Source organism: Aliamphritea ceti, assembly GCF_024347215.1.
In the GTDB taxonomy this organism is placed as follows: Bacteria; Pseudomonadota; Gammaproteobacteria; order Pseudomonadales; family Balneatricaceae; genus Amphritea; species Amphritea ceti.
Genome location: NZ_AP025282.1, coordinates 2,824,239 through 2,838,945, shown reverse-complemented (window position 1 = coordinate 2,838,945; position 14,707 = coordinate 2,824,239). Strand labels below are relative to the sequence as shown.

Annotated in this window: 20 protein-coding genes; 8 read left to right on the top strand and 12 right to left on the bottom strand. The window is 46.0% G+C overall.

Annotated features, from left to right (window positions below; all coding sequences use genetic code 11):
• Positions 1–207: 207 nt before the first annotated feature.
• The 8 genes from OCU49_RS13050 to OCU49_RS13015 all read right to left on the bottom strand — a co-directional run bounded on the left by OCU49_RS13050 (position 208) and on the right by OCU49_RS13015 (position 4,807).
• Complete coding sequence (locus OCU49_RS13050; protein WP_446680413.1) at positions 208–747, bottom strand: chemotaxis protein CheW; 540 nt, start codon at positions 745–747, stop codon at positions 208–210.
• A gap of 18 nt (positions 748–765) precedes the next feature.
• Positions 766–1,539, bottom strand: a complete 774-nt coding sequence (locus OCU49_RS13045; protein WP_261841010.1) for a hydroxypyruvate isomerase family protein — start codon at positions 1,537–1,539, stop codon at positions 766–768.
• Positions 1,532–2,470 (bottom strand): NAD(P)-dependent oxidoreductase, encoded by a 939-nt coding sequence (locus OCU49_RS13040; RefSeq protein ID WP_261841009.1) that lies wholly within the window; start codon positions 2,468–2,470, stop codon positions 1,532–1,534. The genes OCU49_RS13045 and OCU49_RS13040 overlap by 8 nt, the downstream gene beginning before the upstream one ends.
• Before the next feature lie 29 nt (positions 2,471–2,499).
• Positions 2,500–2,835: a TusE/DsrC/DsvC family sulfur relay protein gene (locus OCU49_RS13035; RefSeq protein WP_261841008.1), complete on the bottom strand. Its 336-nt coding sequence runs from the start codon at positions 2,833–2,835 to the stop codon at positions 2,500–2,502.
• 26 nt (positions 2,836–2,861) lie between these two features.
• Complete coding sequence (gene tusB / locus OCU49_RS13030) at positions 2,862–3,158, bottom strand: sulfurtransferase complex subunit TusB (protein WP_261841007.1); 297 nt, start codon at positions 3,156–3,158, stop codon at positions 2,862–2,864.
• Between the two features lies 1 nt (position 3,159).
• Positions 3,160–3,528 carry a sulfurtransferase complex subunit TusC gene (gene tusC / locus OCU49_RS13025; RefSeq protein WP_261841006.1) on the bottom strand — a complete coding sequence of 123 codons (369 nt, stop codon included), beginning with the start codon at positions 3,526–3,528 and terminating at the stop codon, positions 3,160–3,162.
• A gap of 29 nt (positions 3,529–3,557) precedes the next feature.
• A complete protein-coding gene (gene tusD / locus OCU49_RS13020) occupies positions 3,558–3,950 on the bottom strand; it encodes a sulfurtransferase complex subunit TusD (RefSeq protein ID WP_261841005.1) in 393 nt (130 codons plus the stop codon).
• A gap of 173 nt (positions 3,951–4,123) precedes the next feature.
• The gene (locus OCU49_RS13015) at positions 4,124–4,807 is read right to left on the bottom strand and encodes a Bax inhibitor-1/YccA family protein (protein WP_261841004.1); all 684 of its coding nucleotides are present in this window, start codon (positions 4,805–4,807) and stop codon (positions 4,124–4,126) included.
• A gap of 222 nt (positions 4,808–5,029) precedes the next feature.
• On the opposite strand from OCU49_RS13015, the gene OCU49_RS13010 reads away from it, so the two are divergent.
• From OCU49_RS13010 to mtnN, 3 genes are all read left to right on the top strand, one after another.
• On the top strand, positions 5,030–5,770 hold the full coding sequence (locus OCU49_RS13010) for a pseudouridine synthase (RefSeq protein WP_261841003.1): 741 nt from the start codon (positions 5,030–5,032) through the stop codon (positions 5,768–5,770).
• 88 nt (positions 5,771–5,858) lie between these two features.
• Entirely contained in the window at positions 5,859–6,869 is a 1,011-nt protein-coding gene (locus OCU49_RS13005; protein ID WP_261841002.1) for a thioredoxin fold domain-containing protein, read from the top strand.
• A gap of 51 nt (positions 6,870–6,920) precedes the next feature.
• On the top strand, positions 6,921–7,673 hold the full coding sequence (gene mtnN / locus OCU49_RS13000; RefSeq protein ID WP_261841001.1) for a 5'-methylthioadenosine/S-adenosylhomocysteine nucleosidase: 753 nt from the start codon (positions 6,921–6,923) through the stop codon (positions 7,671–7,673).
• A gap of 118 nt (positions 7,674–7,791) precedes the next feature.
• Here mtnN and ykgO read toward each other — a convergent pair whose 3' ends face one another.
• From ykgO to OCU49_RS12985, 3 genes are all read right to left on the bottom strand, one after another.
• A complete protein-coding gene (gene ykgO, locus OCU49_RS12995; protein WP_261841000.1) occupies positions 7,792–7,926 on the bottom strand; it encodes a type B 50S ribosomal protein L36 in 135 nt (44 codons plus the stop codon).
• 15 nt (positions 7,927–7,941) lie between these two features.
• Positions 7,942–8,199, bottom strand: a complete 258-nt coding sequence (locus tag OCU49_RS12990; RefSeq protein ID WP_261840999.1) for a type B 50S ribosomal protein L31 — start codon at positions 8,197–8,199, stop codon at positions 7,942–7,944.
• Positions 8,200–8,482: 283 nt separating this feature from the next.
• The gene (locus OCU49_RS12985) at positions 8,483–9,031 is read right to left on the bottom strand and encodes a TlpA disulfide reductase family protein (RefSeq protein WP_261840998.1); all 549 of its coding nucleotides are present in this window, start codon (positions 9,029–9,031) and stop codon (positions 8,483–8,485) included.
• Between the two features lie 173 nt (positions 9,032–9,204).
• Between OCU49_RS12985 and OCU49_RS12980 the strand changes: the two genes are divergently transcribed.
• Together OCU49_RS12980 and OCU49_RS12975 are read left to right on the top strand one after the other, a co-directional pair.
• Positions 9,205–10,080, top strand: coding sequence for an NAD(P)-dependent oxidoreductase (locus OCU49_RS12980; protein WP_261840997.1), 876 nt, complete (start codon positions 9,205–9,207; stop codon positions 10,078–10,080).
• A 152-nt stretch (positions 10,081–10,232) separates the two neighbouring features.
• The gene (locus tag OCU49_RS12975; protein ID WP_261840996.1) at positions 10,233–10,370 is read left to right on the top strand and encodes a hypothetical protein; all 138 of its coding nucleotides are present in this window, start codon (positions 10,233–10,235) and stop codon (positions 10,368–10,370) included.
• A gap of 237 nt (positions 10,371–10,607) precedes the next feature.
• Here OCU49_RS12975 and OCU49_RS12970 read toward each other — a convergent pair whose 3' ends face one another.
• Positions 10,608–11,528: a DUF1853 family protein gene (locus OCU49_RS12970; protein ID WP_261840995.1), complete on the bottom strand. Its 921-nt coding sequence runs from the start codon at positions 11,526–11,528 to the stop codon at positions 10,608–10,610.
• Positions 11,529–11,656: 128 nt separating this feature from the next.
• Here OCU49_RS12970 and OCU49_RS12965 point away from each other — a divergent pair, with 128 nt between their 5' ends.
• The 3 genes from OCU49_RS12965 to pgsA all read left to right on the top strand — a co-directional run bounded on the left by OCU49_RS12965 (position 11,657) and on the right by pgsA (position 14,634).
• Positions 11,657–11,968, top strand: coding sequence for an excinuclease ABC subunit C (locus OCU49_RS12965; protein WP_261840994.1), 312 nt, complete (start codon positions 11,657–11,659; stop codon positions 11,966–11,968).
• Positions 11,969–12,117: 149 nt separating this feature from the next.
• Positions 12,118–14,010 carry an excinuclease ABC subunit UvrC gene (uvrC, locus tag OCU49_RS12960; RefSeq protein WP_261840993.1) on the top strand — a complete coding sequence of 631 codons (1,893 nt, stop codon included), beginning with the start codon at positions 12,118–12,120 and terminating at the stop codon, positions 14,008–14,010.
• Between the two features lie 75 nt (positions 14,011–14,085).
• A complete protein-coding gene (pgsA, locus tag OCU49_RS12955) occupies positions 14,086–14,634 on the top strand; it encodes a CDP-diacylglycerol--glycerol-3-phosphate 3-phosphatidyltransferase (RefSeq protein WP_261840992.1) in 549 nt (182 codons plus the stop codon).
• Positions 14,635–14,707: the final 73 nt, after the last annotated feature.

Below are 14,707 nucleotides of genomic sequence, written 5' to 3'. Positions count from 1 at the left end.
ATATGCAAAGCCGGAAGTCACCAAAATGATGATATTGCTAAGGTATTTGTACAGGGATGTCACTGCTATATCGGTAGGTTAATTGATGCATATCAGTTGGGCTGTTTTGCATCTTTTACTTAAGTATTAGTAGAGGGGTGTGAGGAGAGCCTTAAAGGCAAAAAAAAGCCTCTGGCTTTCGCTCAGAGGCTTAATTGTATAAATGCTTTATGCGTAATCAGGGCTCAGGCTGCGATAGCCTGACAGCATTTTTACTAAATCCAGCAAAATAATGAGCTGTTCTTCACGGTAGCAAACACCCTGAACATAGTGGCGGGCGGTTTCGTCGCGGCCGAGGTTAGGCGCACGGTCAACTTCGCTGATTGGCAGGTTAATAACTTCATCAACACCATCAACCAGCATACCGATAACTTCTTCTTCATCAAATTCAGCAACTACGACACGGGTGTCGTTATTGATTTCTGATGACGGAAGATTAAACAGGTCACGGGTGCTGATAACAGTTACCACATTACCCCGCAGGTTGATAATGCCAAGAATGCCGGGCAGGGAGCCTGGTACAGGTGTTATTTCGGTATAACGCAACACTTCCTTAACCTGCATTACATCGATGCCATAGAGCTCATCGGCGACTGTAAAAGTAGCCCACTGCTTCATTTCTTCCTGGTTTTTGCCCTTTTTTTCCAGCTCGGAGTCACTTAGTTGCTCCAGTTCCTGAAGGTGTTTTGTGGCTTCTTCAAAACTCATAGTTCACCTACAACCTTATTATGATTGATTTAACCAACTGAGACCCGTGAGAGTACTGCCCAGTGGTATATATTCAAGACTGACAGATCCAGCATAAGATGTCGCGTCAATTGCATTGAAAACATTGGTGAAATTAATCTCACCTGTACCTGGTTCATGACGGCCAGGTACATCTGCAAACTGTATGTGGCCAATCCGGTCAATGTTTTCCTGCAGGGTTTGAATCAGATTCCCCTGCATAATCTGCATATGATAAATATCAAACTGCAGTTTCAGATTGGCATGTCCAACCTCCGCAAATAGCTGCCATGCCTGGTCGCTGGTGTTAAGGAAAAAGCCAGGAATATCCTGAGTATTTATCGCTTCACTGACCAGCTGAATGTTCTCAGCATCACAGGCTACAGCCGTACTGTATAGATTACGGATAAACGTTGATTTTACTTGGGCTTTTTCACTATTTTGGGGAGTAATGCCAGCAAGTAAATTAATTTTTTGGCAGTTTAGCGCTGTTGCATAGCGAATCGCTTTAGCAACTCCTTGTTGTTGCTCATTAATTCTGTCTGGGTGGCAGGCAATACCGCGTTCACCTGTAGCCCAGTCTCCGGCTGGCGCGTTAATCAAAATCAATTCAAGCTGATGCTCATCCAGTTCGTGCCTGATTTCCTCAATGCTGAGTTCATAAGGAAACTGGATTTCAATTTTTTTAAAGCCAGCCTTAGCAGCAGCTTTAAAACGTTGTTTGAGCGGTAGTTCAGTGAACAGCATGCTGAGGTTAACGGCAAAATCAGGCATCTTTGTGTTTCCTGTCGTATTTGGGCGTTACCGCTGGGGCTGTCGTAGGCTGATCATTAAGGCGGGCAGGTTGGTTTAGTGCTTCAAGCTGGAGCAATAAGCCACTGTGGTCGACTTCTTCAAAGCCCTTGCTGACCATTTCCTGATATTGTTCGTATACGCGCTGAGACAGAGGCAGGGTGAGTGATTCTGCGCGGGCTGTATCTAAAATAGTTCGCAGGTCTTTCAGCTGTACCCGTGATGTTGCACCAGGCGTGAACTGCCTGTCGATCATGCGCTGGCCGTGTAGCTCCAGAATCCGACTATTAGCAAACCCGCCCAACAGCGCTTCACGGACTGCAGCAGGATCAGCACCGCCTTCTGCTGCCAGTAACAGGGCTTCTGATACAGCCCCGATAGTAATGCCGACAATGGCCTGGTTGGCGCATTTTGCCAGTTGTCCTGAACCGGCAGGGCCTATGTAAGTCGATTTACCAAGTGCACTAAAAACCGGTTGGACAGCTTCAAAAATCTGCTTATTACCACCAGCCATTATGGATAGTGTTGCCTGGCTAGCGCCTACAGTACCGCCGGATACCGGAGCATCCAGATAGTGAAGGCCTGCTGCTGAGAATATAGCTGCATGTTGTTTAGCAAGCTCTGGTGGAACAGAGCTCATATCGATAATCGTTGCACCGCTTTTAAAGCTGCTGATACCTGCCTGTTGCAGTAATACATCGTTAACAATAGGCCCGTTTTCCAACATGGTAATTACGATGTCTGCCTGTTTTACTGCATCAGCAGGGGAGTCAGCGATAGTAGCGCCTGGATCCTGTAGTGCTTCTGCTTTACTGGCGGTTCGGTTCCAGACGGTAAGGTTAAAGCCTGCGGTTAACAGGTTGGTGGCCATGGGAAGACCCATGAGACCGATTCCCAGAAAAGCGATATGCATACTAGCTCCTGAAATATAGCGTTATGAGGTCAGAGGCAATTAGTGGGTTTGGGTAAACCGGCTAACTTACTGGCCAGCTTTGCCGGACTGCCGGGAAAGAGTTGCATCAAATACATGCTCTTGCCTTTGTCTGCACCTAGTTTTAAGCCAACAGCTTTTACTAGTGGACGCATAGCAGGGGATTGCTCATAGGTTTGGTAGAAATCCCGGAGTATTTCGATAACCTGCCAGTGTTCTTCAGTGAGCGTCAGGTTCTCTGAAATGGCTAGCTGCTCGGCGACGGATTTGTTCCAGTCATGCAGGTTGCGCAGATAGCCTTCTTTATCCAGTTCGATGGTCTGGCCATCAATGATTAACTGTGACATATAAATTCCGTGCTAAATCCAACCAGTTATGCCCAGCTGACAACGGGTTGATGCTGGCAACTCAGCTCAACAAAGGTGTTGTAGCTGGCGGTTGTGAATAATGAATTTAGGGCTTTCAGACCGCGGGCATCAGTATCTGCTTCAAGTACGTAGCAATCAACACCCAGACTTTTTGCATGCTGAAATAACTCGTCATAAGCATTCAGTGCTGCATATACACCGTCTTCAATTAATAGCAGTGCGTCACCAGCCTGAAGTGAATTAAGACAGTCCTGAAGAGCTGTGCTGTTTCCCGGGGCTTTATTGAGGGTATGTAAACTCATATTAAAAACTCATTACCTGATCATGGCGGCTGATTAGTGCAGCTATTTGCTGATCGTCCAGTATTTCTGCAGGAAGGCTCAGTTGGTCTTTATTCAATCCGCGTTGCTGTAGTGCGGTTGCTGAAACAAAAATCTGATCAATATCATACATTGGCAGAGCGGCAAGATTTGCAGACAGGTTTTTCTGTTTAATGCCCTGTGGCTGATGATCCTTAAGCAGTTGAAACACGCCGTCAGCAAGAAATAACAAGCTGATGTCCTGCTCAAATACAGAAGCAGTTAACGCGACATCCAAAGCGTCTCGTGCTGCAGAGCAACCATACGGAGCCTGGCGGTTAATCAGCAGGAACGATTTTTTTATCTGGCTCATAAATTATCCTGAAATGAAAAGCAGCGGTGTTAAGGTGCAAAGGTGATCATGCGATCAGAAATCATCGCGGCTTCTACTAACTGACCAAGGCCAGATAGCTGATAATCCTGCATCAGATTGCCTGCGGGTTTTTCATGACGCTTCGCTTCGCCATTATCAAGAACTCCGCGGCGAACTGCGGCGGCAATACATACCACCAGGTCTAGCTGATTATCCTGAGCGAGCTTTTGCCATTCATTCGGGATATGCATTTCGTCCTGAGGCGGCGTAGCTAAAACAGAGCCTGTATGTACGGCATCAGCGTAGAAGAATACCCGGTGTATTTCATGGCCCTGTTGCAGTGCCGTACTGGCAAACTGAAAAGCCGTTGTAACGCTCTGGCTGCTGTAAGGCGCGCCGGTAATGAGCAGAGAGAAGATCATATAATATCGTCTGTGTCAGGAAACCATTACGCAGTGATACCATTATAGGGTGGTGAAGCTTAAGCAACACACTGCGCTGGCCTCAAATAAAAAAAGCCCTGCAAATGCAGGGCTTTAGTTTAACAAGGCTTAGCCAGTTGAAGAAATAGGCCAGGCTGTTTTATCTGATGGGATCAGTCGTCGCTGAAAGCGCCAACCAGGCTCAGCAGGTGTACGAACAAGTTATAGATGTTCAGGTACAAGCTGACAGTCGCCATGATGTAGTTAGTATAAACGCCGTTCACAATGTTGCTGGTGTCATACAAGATGAAGCCTGCCATCAACATAACGATCAGAGCGGAGAATGCCAGGCTCAGTGCACCAATTTGAACACCAAAGAATGGCAGGGCAAAAAGTGCAACCATTGAGATCAGCGCAACCATCATGCCTGCTGCTAAGAAGCCGCCCATGAAACTGAAATCTTTTTTGCTGCTCAGTACATAAGCAGACAGACCCATGAATACAGCGCCAGTCATGCCCAGAGCCGTCATGATGATCTGACCACCGTTTGCCATCGCCAGGTAATGGTTCAGCAATGGTCCAAGACCAAAGCCCATCAGACCGGTGAAAGCGAAAACCATTGGCAGTGCCCAAACAGAGTTCTGCAGCTTATTCAGAGCAAAGATCATGATGAAACTAACAATGATGCTGCCGATGTAAAGAATGAACGGAGGATTCATTGCCATGGAAATACCAGCAGTTACAGCACTGAACACTAAGGTCATTGCCAGTAACATATAGGTATTACGGATCATTTTGTTGGATGACAGAATCGACTCTTGCGAGCGCGGTGCAGCCATAGTATCGATATTACGCATTGTATCCCTCGGTAAAATCTAAATGTGTATGCCTTATATATATAGGATTTTACTGTTATTTCAACTCCAGCTACATGAAAAAAAAGAAATAATGCAAAGTATAAATCCTTACTAATTATAGGCTTGTTTGTTCAGTCTGTACCTGAATACAGCGCATACGTATCATACGGTGCAGAATCTGGCCTTAAAAAGGTCCTGTTAAATTATAGAACGGTAATCCCTGTGACTGAGTTAAATGTGCTGTATGAAGATGACTATTTGTTGGCGATAGATAAGCCTTCCGGTTTGCTCGTACATCCTAGCCCGATAGAACGACGCGCAGAAAATGCCGTTACCTTGCTGCGGGAACAGCGTAATTTTAAAGCCTATACTATTCACCGGTTAGACCGGCCAACCTCCGGTGTGCTGTTGTTTGCTAAAGATCCGGTAACAGCCAGGGCCATGTGTGAACAGTTTGCCGAGCGAGGAACTGAAAAAACCTATCTGTGTGTATGCCGTGGCTACACAGAACCGGCAGGTGTCATTGATTACCCTTTAAAAGAAGAGCTGGATAAGCTGGCCGATAAATTTGCAAATGCCGATCAGGAGGCAAAAGAGGCCATTAGTGCTTACCGTACATTAGGTCAGGTCGAGCTTGAGATTCCATCAGGTAAGTTTTCCACCAGCCGTTATTCGCTGGTAGAAGTTAAGCCACGGACCGGGCGTAAGCATCAGATCCGTCGTCATATGAAACATATATTTCATCCGATTGTTGGCGATACCCGGCATGGAGATGGCCGGCACAATACATTGTTTCGTGAGCATTTTGATTTGCAGCGGTTATTACTGTTAGCAACCGATTTGAGTTTTCGTCATCCGCATACCGGTAACCTAATGACCGTTTCAGCTGCACCGGGGCAGTGGGAGCAGTCCTTATTTGCGAAGCTGGGTTGGCAGCAGTTAATTACAACTGATGATTGCTAAAGCATTTTTTGGCAGATGTATCAGTTATCTGTTTTTAACGTTAATGTCGGATATTTTGATTTCGGCAGCGATGAAGGAGAGATCGGCCATGAGCATGGCGAGTAAAAAATGGTTTAGACAAGGGATGTGTTTCCGCCAGTTAGGTTATCTGTTGTGTATATGGTGCCTGGCAGGGTTTGCGCAGGCGACAGAAGCTTCTGCAGAGATGCAGCCAGTGGACCAAACGCAGGAAATTCCTCAGCTCAGCTGGTATCTCGATAGCTTCCTCGAGCTTGCGGATGATGTTGAAGAGGCAAATGAACGTGGCCATAAGCTGGTACTGTATTTTCATCAGGAAGGCTGTCCTTATTGTTACAACCTGGTCACGCGGGTGTTTCCACATCCAGATGTAAATGCGCTGATGGCACAAAACTATGAGCTGATTGAACTGGATATCTGGGGCTCTCGAGTGGTGACGCTACAGGATGGTACTGAGTTAGCTGAAAAACAGTTGGCGGCGATGCTAAAAGTTCAGTACACCCCTACCCTTATCTTTCTTGATGAAACGGGCACCCCCGAGCTTAGAGTTGATGGCTACAGGCCTCCGGAAGCTTTCCTTGATTTAGTACAGGGGTTAATTGCCGGTAAGAGTGTCTTGCCGGATCCTGAGGGTGTTTCAGAGCAACTGCTGGATTTAAGTCAGCCAGCTAATCTGCCAGTTGCGGTTCAGCTAATTGCCGGTGACTGTGCTGCATGTGTTGATTTTAATAAAGAAGTACTTGAGCGTGCTGATACGCAGAACTTACTGGCAGAATACCAGCGTGTGGACATTAATCTAAGTGATAATCCACGTATTAAACTGCCGGGTGATCGGACAGTAACAGCAGGTGACTGGGCCAGAGAGCTGGGTATTTCATATTTACCAGCCTGGCTTTTCTATGATGCTGCCGGAAAAGAACAGTTTAGGGTGGATGCTTATGTAAGAGCATTTCACTTTAACAGCGCTTTGCAGTATGTTGCGTCCGGCGCTTACAAACAGCAGCCAGAATTTCAGCGCTATATACACGACCAGGCCGATCAGTTACGTAATAGCGGCCAAAGCGTCAATATTTTAGAGTGATAATGTGGAATAAGCATTTCACGTGGTAATTTTAATTGGGAAGTTTATAAGATGACATCACAAACCAGTTTTGCAAGCCGCCTGCAACAACAGAATAACGCGCTAAAAGTAGGCATTATCGGTGCAATGGATGAAGAAGTAGAAATCCTTAAGCAGGCACTGCAAAACCGTGAAGATCATAATATTGCCGGTTATGACCTGTACACAGGTCAGATGCACGGTGTTGAAGTGGTACTGCTTAAATCAGGTATTGGTAAAGTTAATGCGGCTATCGGCACAACTCTGATGCTGCAGACGTTCCAGCCTACCTGTGTGATTAATACGGGTTCTGCTGGCGGATTTGCTGCTGAGTTGGAAGTAGGTGACGTAGTTATCTCATCTGAAGTACGTCACCACGACGTTGATGTCACTATCTTTGGCTATGAGCATGGTCAGGTGCCAGGTTTACCGGCTGCTTTCCTGCCAGATGTGCACCTGGCAGATGTTGCTGAGCGTTGTATTGCCCGTATGGAAGGCATGCAAACAGTTCAGGGCCTGATTGCAACGGGTGACTCTTTCATGAACTGTCCGGAGCGTGTAGCTAAAACCCGTGAAAACTTCCCAACAATGAAAGCGGTTGAAATGGAAGCTGCAGCAATTGCGCAGACTTGCCATCAGTTTGATATGCCGTTCATTGTTATCCGTGCTTTGTCGGACATCGCCGGTAAAGAATCTAATCTGTCTTTTGATGAGTTCCTGGTTACTGCTGCAAAGCATTCTGCGGCAATGGTCATGAATATCGTAGAAGACTTGCATACGGCATAAGCATTAAAACTGAATAGAGCTTTTTTGTAGGGCTCTCCGAAGACTAAAAAAGGAATCTTCAATCGAGGATTCCTTTTTTATTAGAAAGATAAAGTGAATTTCTGAATTGCGCTAAGCGTTAATTTACTCTGCCTTGTCGGGCTTTAAAGCGTGGATTGCTTTTACAAATTACATATAGCCGACCACGACGTTTAACGACCTGGCAATCAGGATGGCGTTTCTTCGCTGACTTCAATGAATTTACAACCTGCATATAACCTCCGTTAGATCAGCTTTTCGCTGAACGTTTACCGAAACGTTTATTGAACTGGGCAATACGGCCTTCAGCCTGCACTTTGCGTTTTTCGCCGGTATAGACCGGGTGGGAGGCGCTGGACACATCTAAATGGATCAGGGGGTAGGTATTACCGTCTTCCCAAACAACCGATTGTTTACTTTTGCATGTAGAACGAATTTTGAAGTCTCGTCCGCAGCTGGTATCACGGAAAATTACGTAATCGTATTCCGGGTGTATGTTATTTTTCATAGTAATCTCCATAATGTTATAATGTAACATTATAAATGCAATGAATTCTCATTTGCAATGCTGTGTAACAATAATCCTATCGCCATTGAGTTACTAAGTTATTTTATATTCAACATAAAAGTTTCTGGATGGCTGGTGTAGTCATGCTGACAAACACCCGTTGATGTTAGCCAGCAGGCCGGAATAGCGCTGAGAAGAGTGTTGAGAAGGCGGTTAGTAGAGTGTTAATGGAAGTGCTGCTCTCAGTGAGAAAAGCACCATCAGGTGAATGATAAGCAGCGTTCTACTTAGCCGTTGTTAGCATTGATCGCACATTTGCAATGTTGTCCGGATGATCCCATTCACGTATGCCGACAATTTTTTCCAGAACATTGCCTTCAGCGTCCATAACGAAGCTGGATGGCATAACGTCGATCAGTTTAGAACCTAGTGCAGTACCATTTTCATCAATCAGGATATCCATAGTTAGCTGGGTTTCCTGCTGGCTGAGGAAATTATTAATGCTGGTTTGGTTTTCACTGATATTGATGGCGATAACCTGGAATTCGTCTGTGGTAAATGCGTCCTGAAGCCTCTGTAATGCAGGCATTTCTTTAACGCATGGCCGGCACCATGATGCCCAGAAATTTATCAGTAAAGGCTTGCCACGATATTCACTGATAGAGCGGGGAGAGTTATCCATGTCAGATAAAGCCAGGCTTTGCAGCTGTTGTGTCTGTTCTTGATTGGTTAAGTCATCTTTAGCAATTGCAGGTGCAGTAAGAAAAGATGTACAGATAACTGATAAAGCCATTACACGTGGAAATGATTTTAGTTGCTGCATGCTGATCATAATTTACTTCCGTGATAGTTAACGCTGCCTGAGTCACATTTTGCCTGATTACGGCCTAAGGCTAAACAAAACTTCAATTTTTATAGCGCGGTGCAAATCTGGAGTTTTGCATCGGCGACGCTTGGTATAGGCTAAGCGCAGTTTATTTAGTGTTTGTTAGAGGACGAAAACACATGAAGGTTGCATTTGTTGGTTTGGGAGTGATGGGTTTTCCAATGGCTGGGCATTTAGCGAATGCCGGACATGAGGTGTGTGTTTATAACCGTACAGCCGCCCGGGCTGAGAAATGGCTGGAAACATATAAAGGTAGCCGTGCAGAGACGCCCCAGGCTGCTGCTCAGGGCGCTGAGATTGTATTTACCTGCGTAGGTAATGATGCCGATCTGCGTGAAGTTGTGACTGGAGAGCAGGGCGTATTTGCCGGCTTGGCAGCCGGCGCTATTCTGGTTGATCATACAACTGCATCAGCTGATATTGCGCGTGAGCTGGATGCTATTGCTACCGAACGTGGTTTTGGTTTTCTGGATGCGCCTGTTTCAGGTGGTCAGGCAGGTGCTGAAAATGGTGTTCTGAGTGTGATGGTTGGCGGCAACGACAGCACGTTTGCAACTGCTGAATCAGTTATTGACTGCTTTGCTAAATCAAGCAAATTGCTAGGCCCTGCAGGCAGTGGTCAGCTGGCTAAAATGGTAAATCAGATCTGTATTGCCGGTTTGGTGCAGGGGCTGGCTGAAGGTGTTCATTTTGCGCAGCAGGCTGGTTTAGATGCTGCTGCAGTGTTCGATGTTATTCAGCACGGTGCCGCAGGGTCATGGCAGATGATTAACCGTAACCAGACAATGATCAATGACGAGTTTGATTTTGGTTTTGCTGTTGACTGGATGCGTAAAGACCTTGATATCGCCTTAAGTGAAGCCAGAAGCAATGGCGCTCAGCTACCGGTGACAGGTCTGGTTGATCAGTTTTATGCTGATGTGCAGGGGATGGGTGGTAATCGTTGGGATACGTCCAGTTTGGTGAAGCGTCTAAACCGTAATGGTCAGTCTTAAGTATTAATTTCTACCAATACAGCGTAATAGTCAGTTCAAAACTGATTAAATTTTGTGCAAATCAGTCTGAGTCTATTGATGATTGGCGACGATTCTCTATAATCGGCGCCAATTATAAATAAGGGTTTAAAGCCCGATATGAGGACAGTTCTATGGTAGATAAGTACAACTTAATCTCTTTCGCGCCGAGCATCGCTATTGTTGGTGCTATGTTGGTAATGGTTGTTGTGGGCGTTTGCCTGCTGAAAAAGAGCATTGCTAAAGATGCTGCCGCTGCCGAGCGCAAATAAGTACCTGCTTATTTGATACTGCAGATGCTAACCGGCATCTGCATTTTTCTTGTTTCCCTTCTTTGTAAATCTTATTCTTTGTAAATCTTATCAGCTCTACTGTAACTCCTGAATTTTCTATTGTAATAGGGCTGTTTTATAGCTCAGTGCTAAATCACATGTTTTTTAATAAACTTTAGCAAGCCATTTAAAGGTATTGTTTTTAAAGGTTTTTCTTATGTTTTTCTTTGCCTTTTATCATGCGTATATCTGAGATACCCGGCCCCAGTCGTTTGGGACGATAAAGCCCCGGCTTACTTCCTGCCAGCCGTGTTGCGGATGCTGATTTAGCTGTGCAATTAACAGTGGTGATGCTAAATCATCGATGGTGGTAAGTAATTCATCCCGACTCAGACTGTCCTGGAAGCACATGCGTGCAGGTGCCAGCCATTGAGGTTTCATCAGTATGCCATAGCGGTAGTTATTGTCTGGCGCCAGTTCAGCGGCTTCTTCAAGCGGTAACCACCAGCCTCTGGCATGTGTTGGGCTAATAGGTTCAATCCAGTTACCGGCGTCTTGCCATTCAGCGTAAGGGTAGAAGAGGTAGCCTTTTAACAGCAGGCTGTGGCGGTCAGGTAGCAGGTCTAGTTTTTCAGCCTGCTGACTGCCTGCAGATGTATGCGACAACTGCAGTTGATGCTCGTTAAGCCGCTGCCATTTGCGGGATAGCTTATCGGAGCGGTTGGGGCCAACAAAATCATTTAGGTTATGTGTGCGGGTATCGGTACATAAATAGAACTTTACGGCCGTCTCAAGATGGACTTTTTCACCGTTAGCCAGGCGGATCAGGAAGTCGTATTCCCCGACGGTTGTTTTATCTTTGTAAACCTGAATATTTGTTTGTATTTCAGCTGGTTGAATAAAGCAATTAAGGTATATTTTAACGAGATCTTCGAAGTAATATCCAAGTCGGTAGCAGGCTTGCTGACGCAGCTGACTGATAACCGGGGCAGGATGACTATCCAGAGCTTTTAGATGGTTATACAGGCCGTCGATATCGAATAGCCAGTCGGCGCGCAGTGAGTCAGGTAGGGTCATAATGTCCGGGCTCTGAGCGAGCCAGGCGAGGTCTCTGACAATTCCGTGCTGGAAATTTGCCATGCTTACTTCAGTCTTCATACGCAAAGCATTCACATTGCTGGGAAAAATCCCTAAAGTAGTGGAACTGTAGCAGTTATCATGCGGAATTGAGAACTTATTTCAGTGCGAGTTTGAGAAACGCGAATAGTCTTTATAAGGTATATGCAATGACCCAGAGCAGACGACAGCAGAGCACTCAGGTAGTAGATGAGCAGGATCGTCATCCGTTGATGACGACTAATGACATTAATATGATCCTGGTAAACGGCGCACAAACAGCTCTGAGTAAATTAAAAAGGGCGCAGAGCTTTAATGCCCGTCTGTATTATTATGCAGAGATTGCGGTTTTCCTGGAGGTATCACTGTCCCGTGATTCGGGTATTCTTGATGATACCCGGCAGCGACTTGAAGAAGTTCACCAAGAAGCTACCCGTGCCCATATGGATGCGAACAAGCTGAATAATATTCTCGACGTTTAAGCCGCACTTTTTGTAATTAATCTGGCATCGCCGCGGTGTTATTCTGACTGCACCGTAGCGCCGCTTTTCTTGATAATGATGTCTTAACATCTTGAATCCTTTTTATTTATGGCTTGCTACCTGTTCGTTGCACAGTAAAATACTGCTGCATGGTTGATAACAATTCCCCAACGCACGACGACGCTGTTTTTCAGGCTCCTGAAAATAGTGATTCCGCACCGCAGGCTTTTGACAGTAAAGCCTTTTTGTCCCGGCTGACACGCCGTCCCGGGGTCTATCAAATGTATAACAGTAAAGAAGAGCTGTTATATGTAGGTAAAGCTAAAAATCTCAAAAACCGTGTTAGCAGTTATTTCCGCTCAACCGGGCTGAATGTAAAAACTCAGGCACTGGTTAGTCACATCATGGATATCCAGATAACCGTGACTAACAGTGAGACTGAAGCACTACTGCTTGAGCAGAACCTGATTAAAGAGAACCGTCCGCCCTATAATATTTTGCTGCGTGACGATAAGTCTTACCCTTATATTTTTGTATCTGATACGCAAATCTATCCTGCAGTTCGTTTTCATCGTGGTGCCAAGCGCGCTAAAGGTAAGTATTTCGGGCCATTCCCCAGCAGTGGGGCGGTACGTGAGAGCCTGACAATTCTGCAAAAGGTTTTTCAGATTAGGCAGTGCGAAGAAAGTTTTTTTAAAAATCGCTCCCGGCCTTGTCTGCAGCATCAGATTAAACGCTGTACAGCCCCTTGTGTTGAATTGATTTCCCCTGAGGCTTACCAGGGCGATATCCGTCGGGCGAGCATGTTTCTTGAAGGCAAAAGTACCAAAATTATGGATGAGCTGGCGGTGCTGATGGAAGAATCTTCCATGGCACTGAAGTTTGAAGAGGCCGCGCATTACCGTGATCAGATTTCCAGCCTGCAAAAAGTGCAGGAACAGCAGTATGTGTCCGGCTCCAGTGGTGATGCCGATGTAATTGGCTGCGCTATTAAGCCCGGTGGCGTGTGCCTGCATATGTTGTTTGTGCGCGGTGGCCGGATTATTGGTTCAAAAGTACACCATCCAAAAGTTTCTGTTGAAGATACTGAAAGTGATCTGTTATCTGCCTTTATAGCTCAGTGGTACCTGGGGGCAGGGCGTGAAATCCCCGATTCTGTGATCACCAGTTTTCCACTCGAAGATAAAGACTGTCTGGAAGAGGCGCTTGCCGCACGACGGGGTAAAAAAGTCGCAGTGGTTGAACGGGTCCGATCCGAAAAAGCAGGTTGGCAGCGGTTAGCTCAAACCAATGCTGAGCAGCATTTACAAAGCTATCTGGCCAGCAAACAAAATATCTATAACCGTTTTTTGGCACTTCAGGACGCAATGCAGCTTGATGATGTGCCTAAACGGCTGGAATGTTTTGATATCAGTCACAGTTCAGGTGAAGCAACTGTGGCATCATGCGTGGTCTTTGATCATAACGGTCCGCTTAAAACCGATTACCGGCATTTTAATATTACCGACATCACCGGTGGTGATGATTATGCCGCAATGCATCAGGCGTTAACGCGGCGCTATACCCGCTTGCGAAAAGGTGAAGGTAAGCTGCCGGATATTTTGCTCATAGATGGTGGCAAAGGGCAGGTGTCACAGGCAGTGGACGTGTTAAGTGAGCTGCAGATAGAAGGCGTGCTTATTGTAGGTGTCGCGAAAGGCAGCGATCGGCGTGCTGGTCTGGAAACTCTGGTAATGGCTGAGTCGAACAGTGAAATAACATTACGTGGCGATTCTTCAGCACTGCATCTTATTCAGCATATACGTGATGAGGCTCACAGGTTTGCCATTACCGGTCATCGCGCACGCCGTGCGAAGACACGCAGGACCTCGCCACTTGAAGGTATAGCTGGGGTTGGGCCGAAACGTCGCAGGGAATTACTCAAGCATTTCGGTGGTATTCAGTCGATAGAAAAAGCAAGTATTGAAGAAATTGCAAAAGTCTCTAGTATTAGCCGCAAAATTGCAGAGGATATTTATGCTGCATTACATCCGGATCCTTAATTGATACGTTACCGCTGCCTGAAAGGCATGATTTTTAAAGGCTGCTCATTCCGCCTTGTTGTTATTGGATAATCGATGAAAATCCCCAATATTATTACCTCACTGCGCATTGTTCTGATTCCTGTGTTTGTGATGATCTATTACCTTCCGTATGGCTGGAGTGCAGTAGGGGCGGGCTTTGTCTTTGCTTTAGCTGCGTTTACTGACTGGCTGGATGGTTATCTGGCGCGTAAGTTAGACCAGAGCTCTCCGTTTGGTGCCTTTCTTGATCCGGTTGCTGATAAGTTAATGGTGGCAGTTGCATTAACCTTGCTGGTAGAAACCTACGGTAACTTATGGATTACAATTCCGGCGATCATCATTATTGGTCGCGAAATAGTTATATCCGCATTACGTGAGTGGATGGCTGAGCTGGGTAAACGGGCGAATATCTCGGTGTCATATATTGGCAAAGTTAAAACCTCACTGCAGATGCTGTCTATTCTGTTGCTGCTGGTCAGCATTCCATATTCAGCTGTTTCCTGGGCGGGGATTGTCTGTCTGTATCTGGCAGCAGTGCTGACTTTGTGGTCAATGTATATCTATCTGGCAGCTTCCTGGGCGGATCTCACGCAGGATATCTGAGTTGTTTTCAGTGACATATATAAAGTGAATAACCAGCCTTGCGCTGGTTATTTTTTGTCCGTTTATTGAGATT

What these genes read in the sequence shown, in the direction of transcription:
- tusB (WP_261841007.1), bottom strand. Translation starts at nt 3,158, where the DNA reads ATGAGTTTACATACCCTCAATAAAGCCCCGGGAAACAGCACAGCTCTT.
- OCU49_RS12980 (WP_261840997.1), top strand. Translation starts at nt 9,205, where the DNA reads ATGAAGGTTGCATTTGTTGGTTTGGGAGTGATGGGTTTTCCAATGGCT.
- OCU49_RS13045 (WP_261841010.1), bottom strand. Translation starts at nt 1,539, where the DNA reads ATGCCTGATTTTGCCGTTAACCTCAGCATGCTGTTCACTGAACTACCG.
- OCU49_RS12975 (WP_261840996.1), top strand. Translation starts at nt 10,233, where the DNA reads ATGGTAGATAAGTACAACTTAATCTCTTTCGCGCCGAGCATCGCTATT.
- OCU49_RS13035 (WP_261841008.1), bottom strand. Translation starts at nt 2,835, where the DNA reads ATGTCACAGTTAATCATTGATGGCCAGACCATCGAACTGGATAAAGAA.
- OCU49_RS12990 (WP_261840999.1), bottom strand. Translation starts at nt 8,199, where the DNA reads ATGAAAAATAACATACACCCGGAATACGATTACGTAATTTTCCGTGAT.
- uvrC (WP_261840993.1), top strand. Translation starts at nt 12,118, where the DNA reads ATGGTTGATAACAATTCCCCAACGCACGACGACGCTGTTTTTCAGGCT.
- tusC (WP_261841006.1), bottom strand. Translation starts at nt 3,528, where the DNA reads ATGAGCCAGATAAAAAAATCGTTCCTGCTGATTAACCGCCAGGCTCCG.
- OCU49_RS13015 (WP_261841004.1), bottom strand. Translation starts at nt 4,807, where the DNA reads ATGCGTAATATCGATACTATGGCTGCACCGCGCTCGCAAGAGTCGATT.
- mtnN (WP_261841001.1), top strand. Translation starts at nt 6,921, where the DNA reads ATGACATCACAAACCAGTTTTGCAAGCCGCCTGCAACAACAGAATAAC.
- OCU49_RS12970 (WP_261840995.1), bottom strand. Translation starts at nt 11,528, where the DNA reads ATGAAGACTGAAGTAAGCATGGCAAATTTCCAGCACGGAATTGTCAGA.
- OCU49_RS13040 (WP_261841009.1), bottom strand. Translation starts at nt 2,470, where the DNA reads ATGCATATCGCTTTTCTGGGAATCGGTCTCATGGGTCTTCCCATGGCC.
- OCU49_RS13005 (WP_261841002.1), top strand. Translation starts at nt 5,859, where the DNA reads ATGAGCATGGCGAGTAAAAAATGGTTTAGACAAGGGATGTGTTTCCGC.
- pgsA (WP_261840992.1), top strand. Translation starts at nt 14,086, where the DNA reads ATGAAAATCCCCAATATTATTACCTCACTGCGCATTGTTCTGATTCCT.
- ykgO (WP_261841000.1), bottom strand. Translation starts at nt 7,926, where the DNA reads ATGCAGGTTGTAAATTCATTGAAGTCAGCGAAGAAACGCCATCCTGAT.
- OCU49_RS12985 (WP_261840998.1), bottom strand. Translation starts at nt 9,031, where the DNA reads ATGATCAGCATGCAGCAACTAAAATCATTTCCACGTGTAATGGCTTTA.
- tusD (WP_261841005.1), bottom strand. Translation starts at nt 3,950, where the DNA reads ATGATCTTCTCTCTGCTCATTACCGGCGCGCCTTACAGCAGCCAGAGC.
- OCU49_RS13050 (WP_446680413.1), bottom strand. Translation starts at nt 747, where the DNA reads ATGAGTTTTGAAGAAGCCACAAAACACCTTCAGGAACTGGAGCAACTA.
- OCU49_RS12965 (WP_261840994.1), top strand. Translation starts at nt 11,657, where the DNA reads ATGACCCAGAGCAGACGACAGCAGAGCACTCAGGTAGTAGATGAGCAG.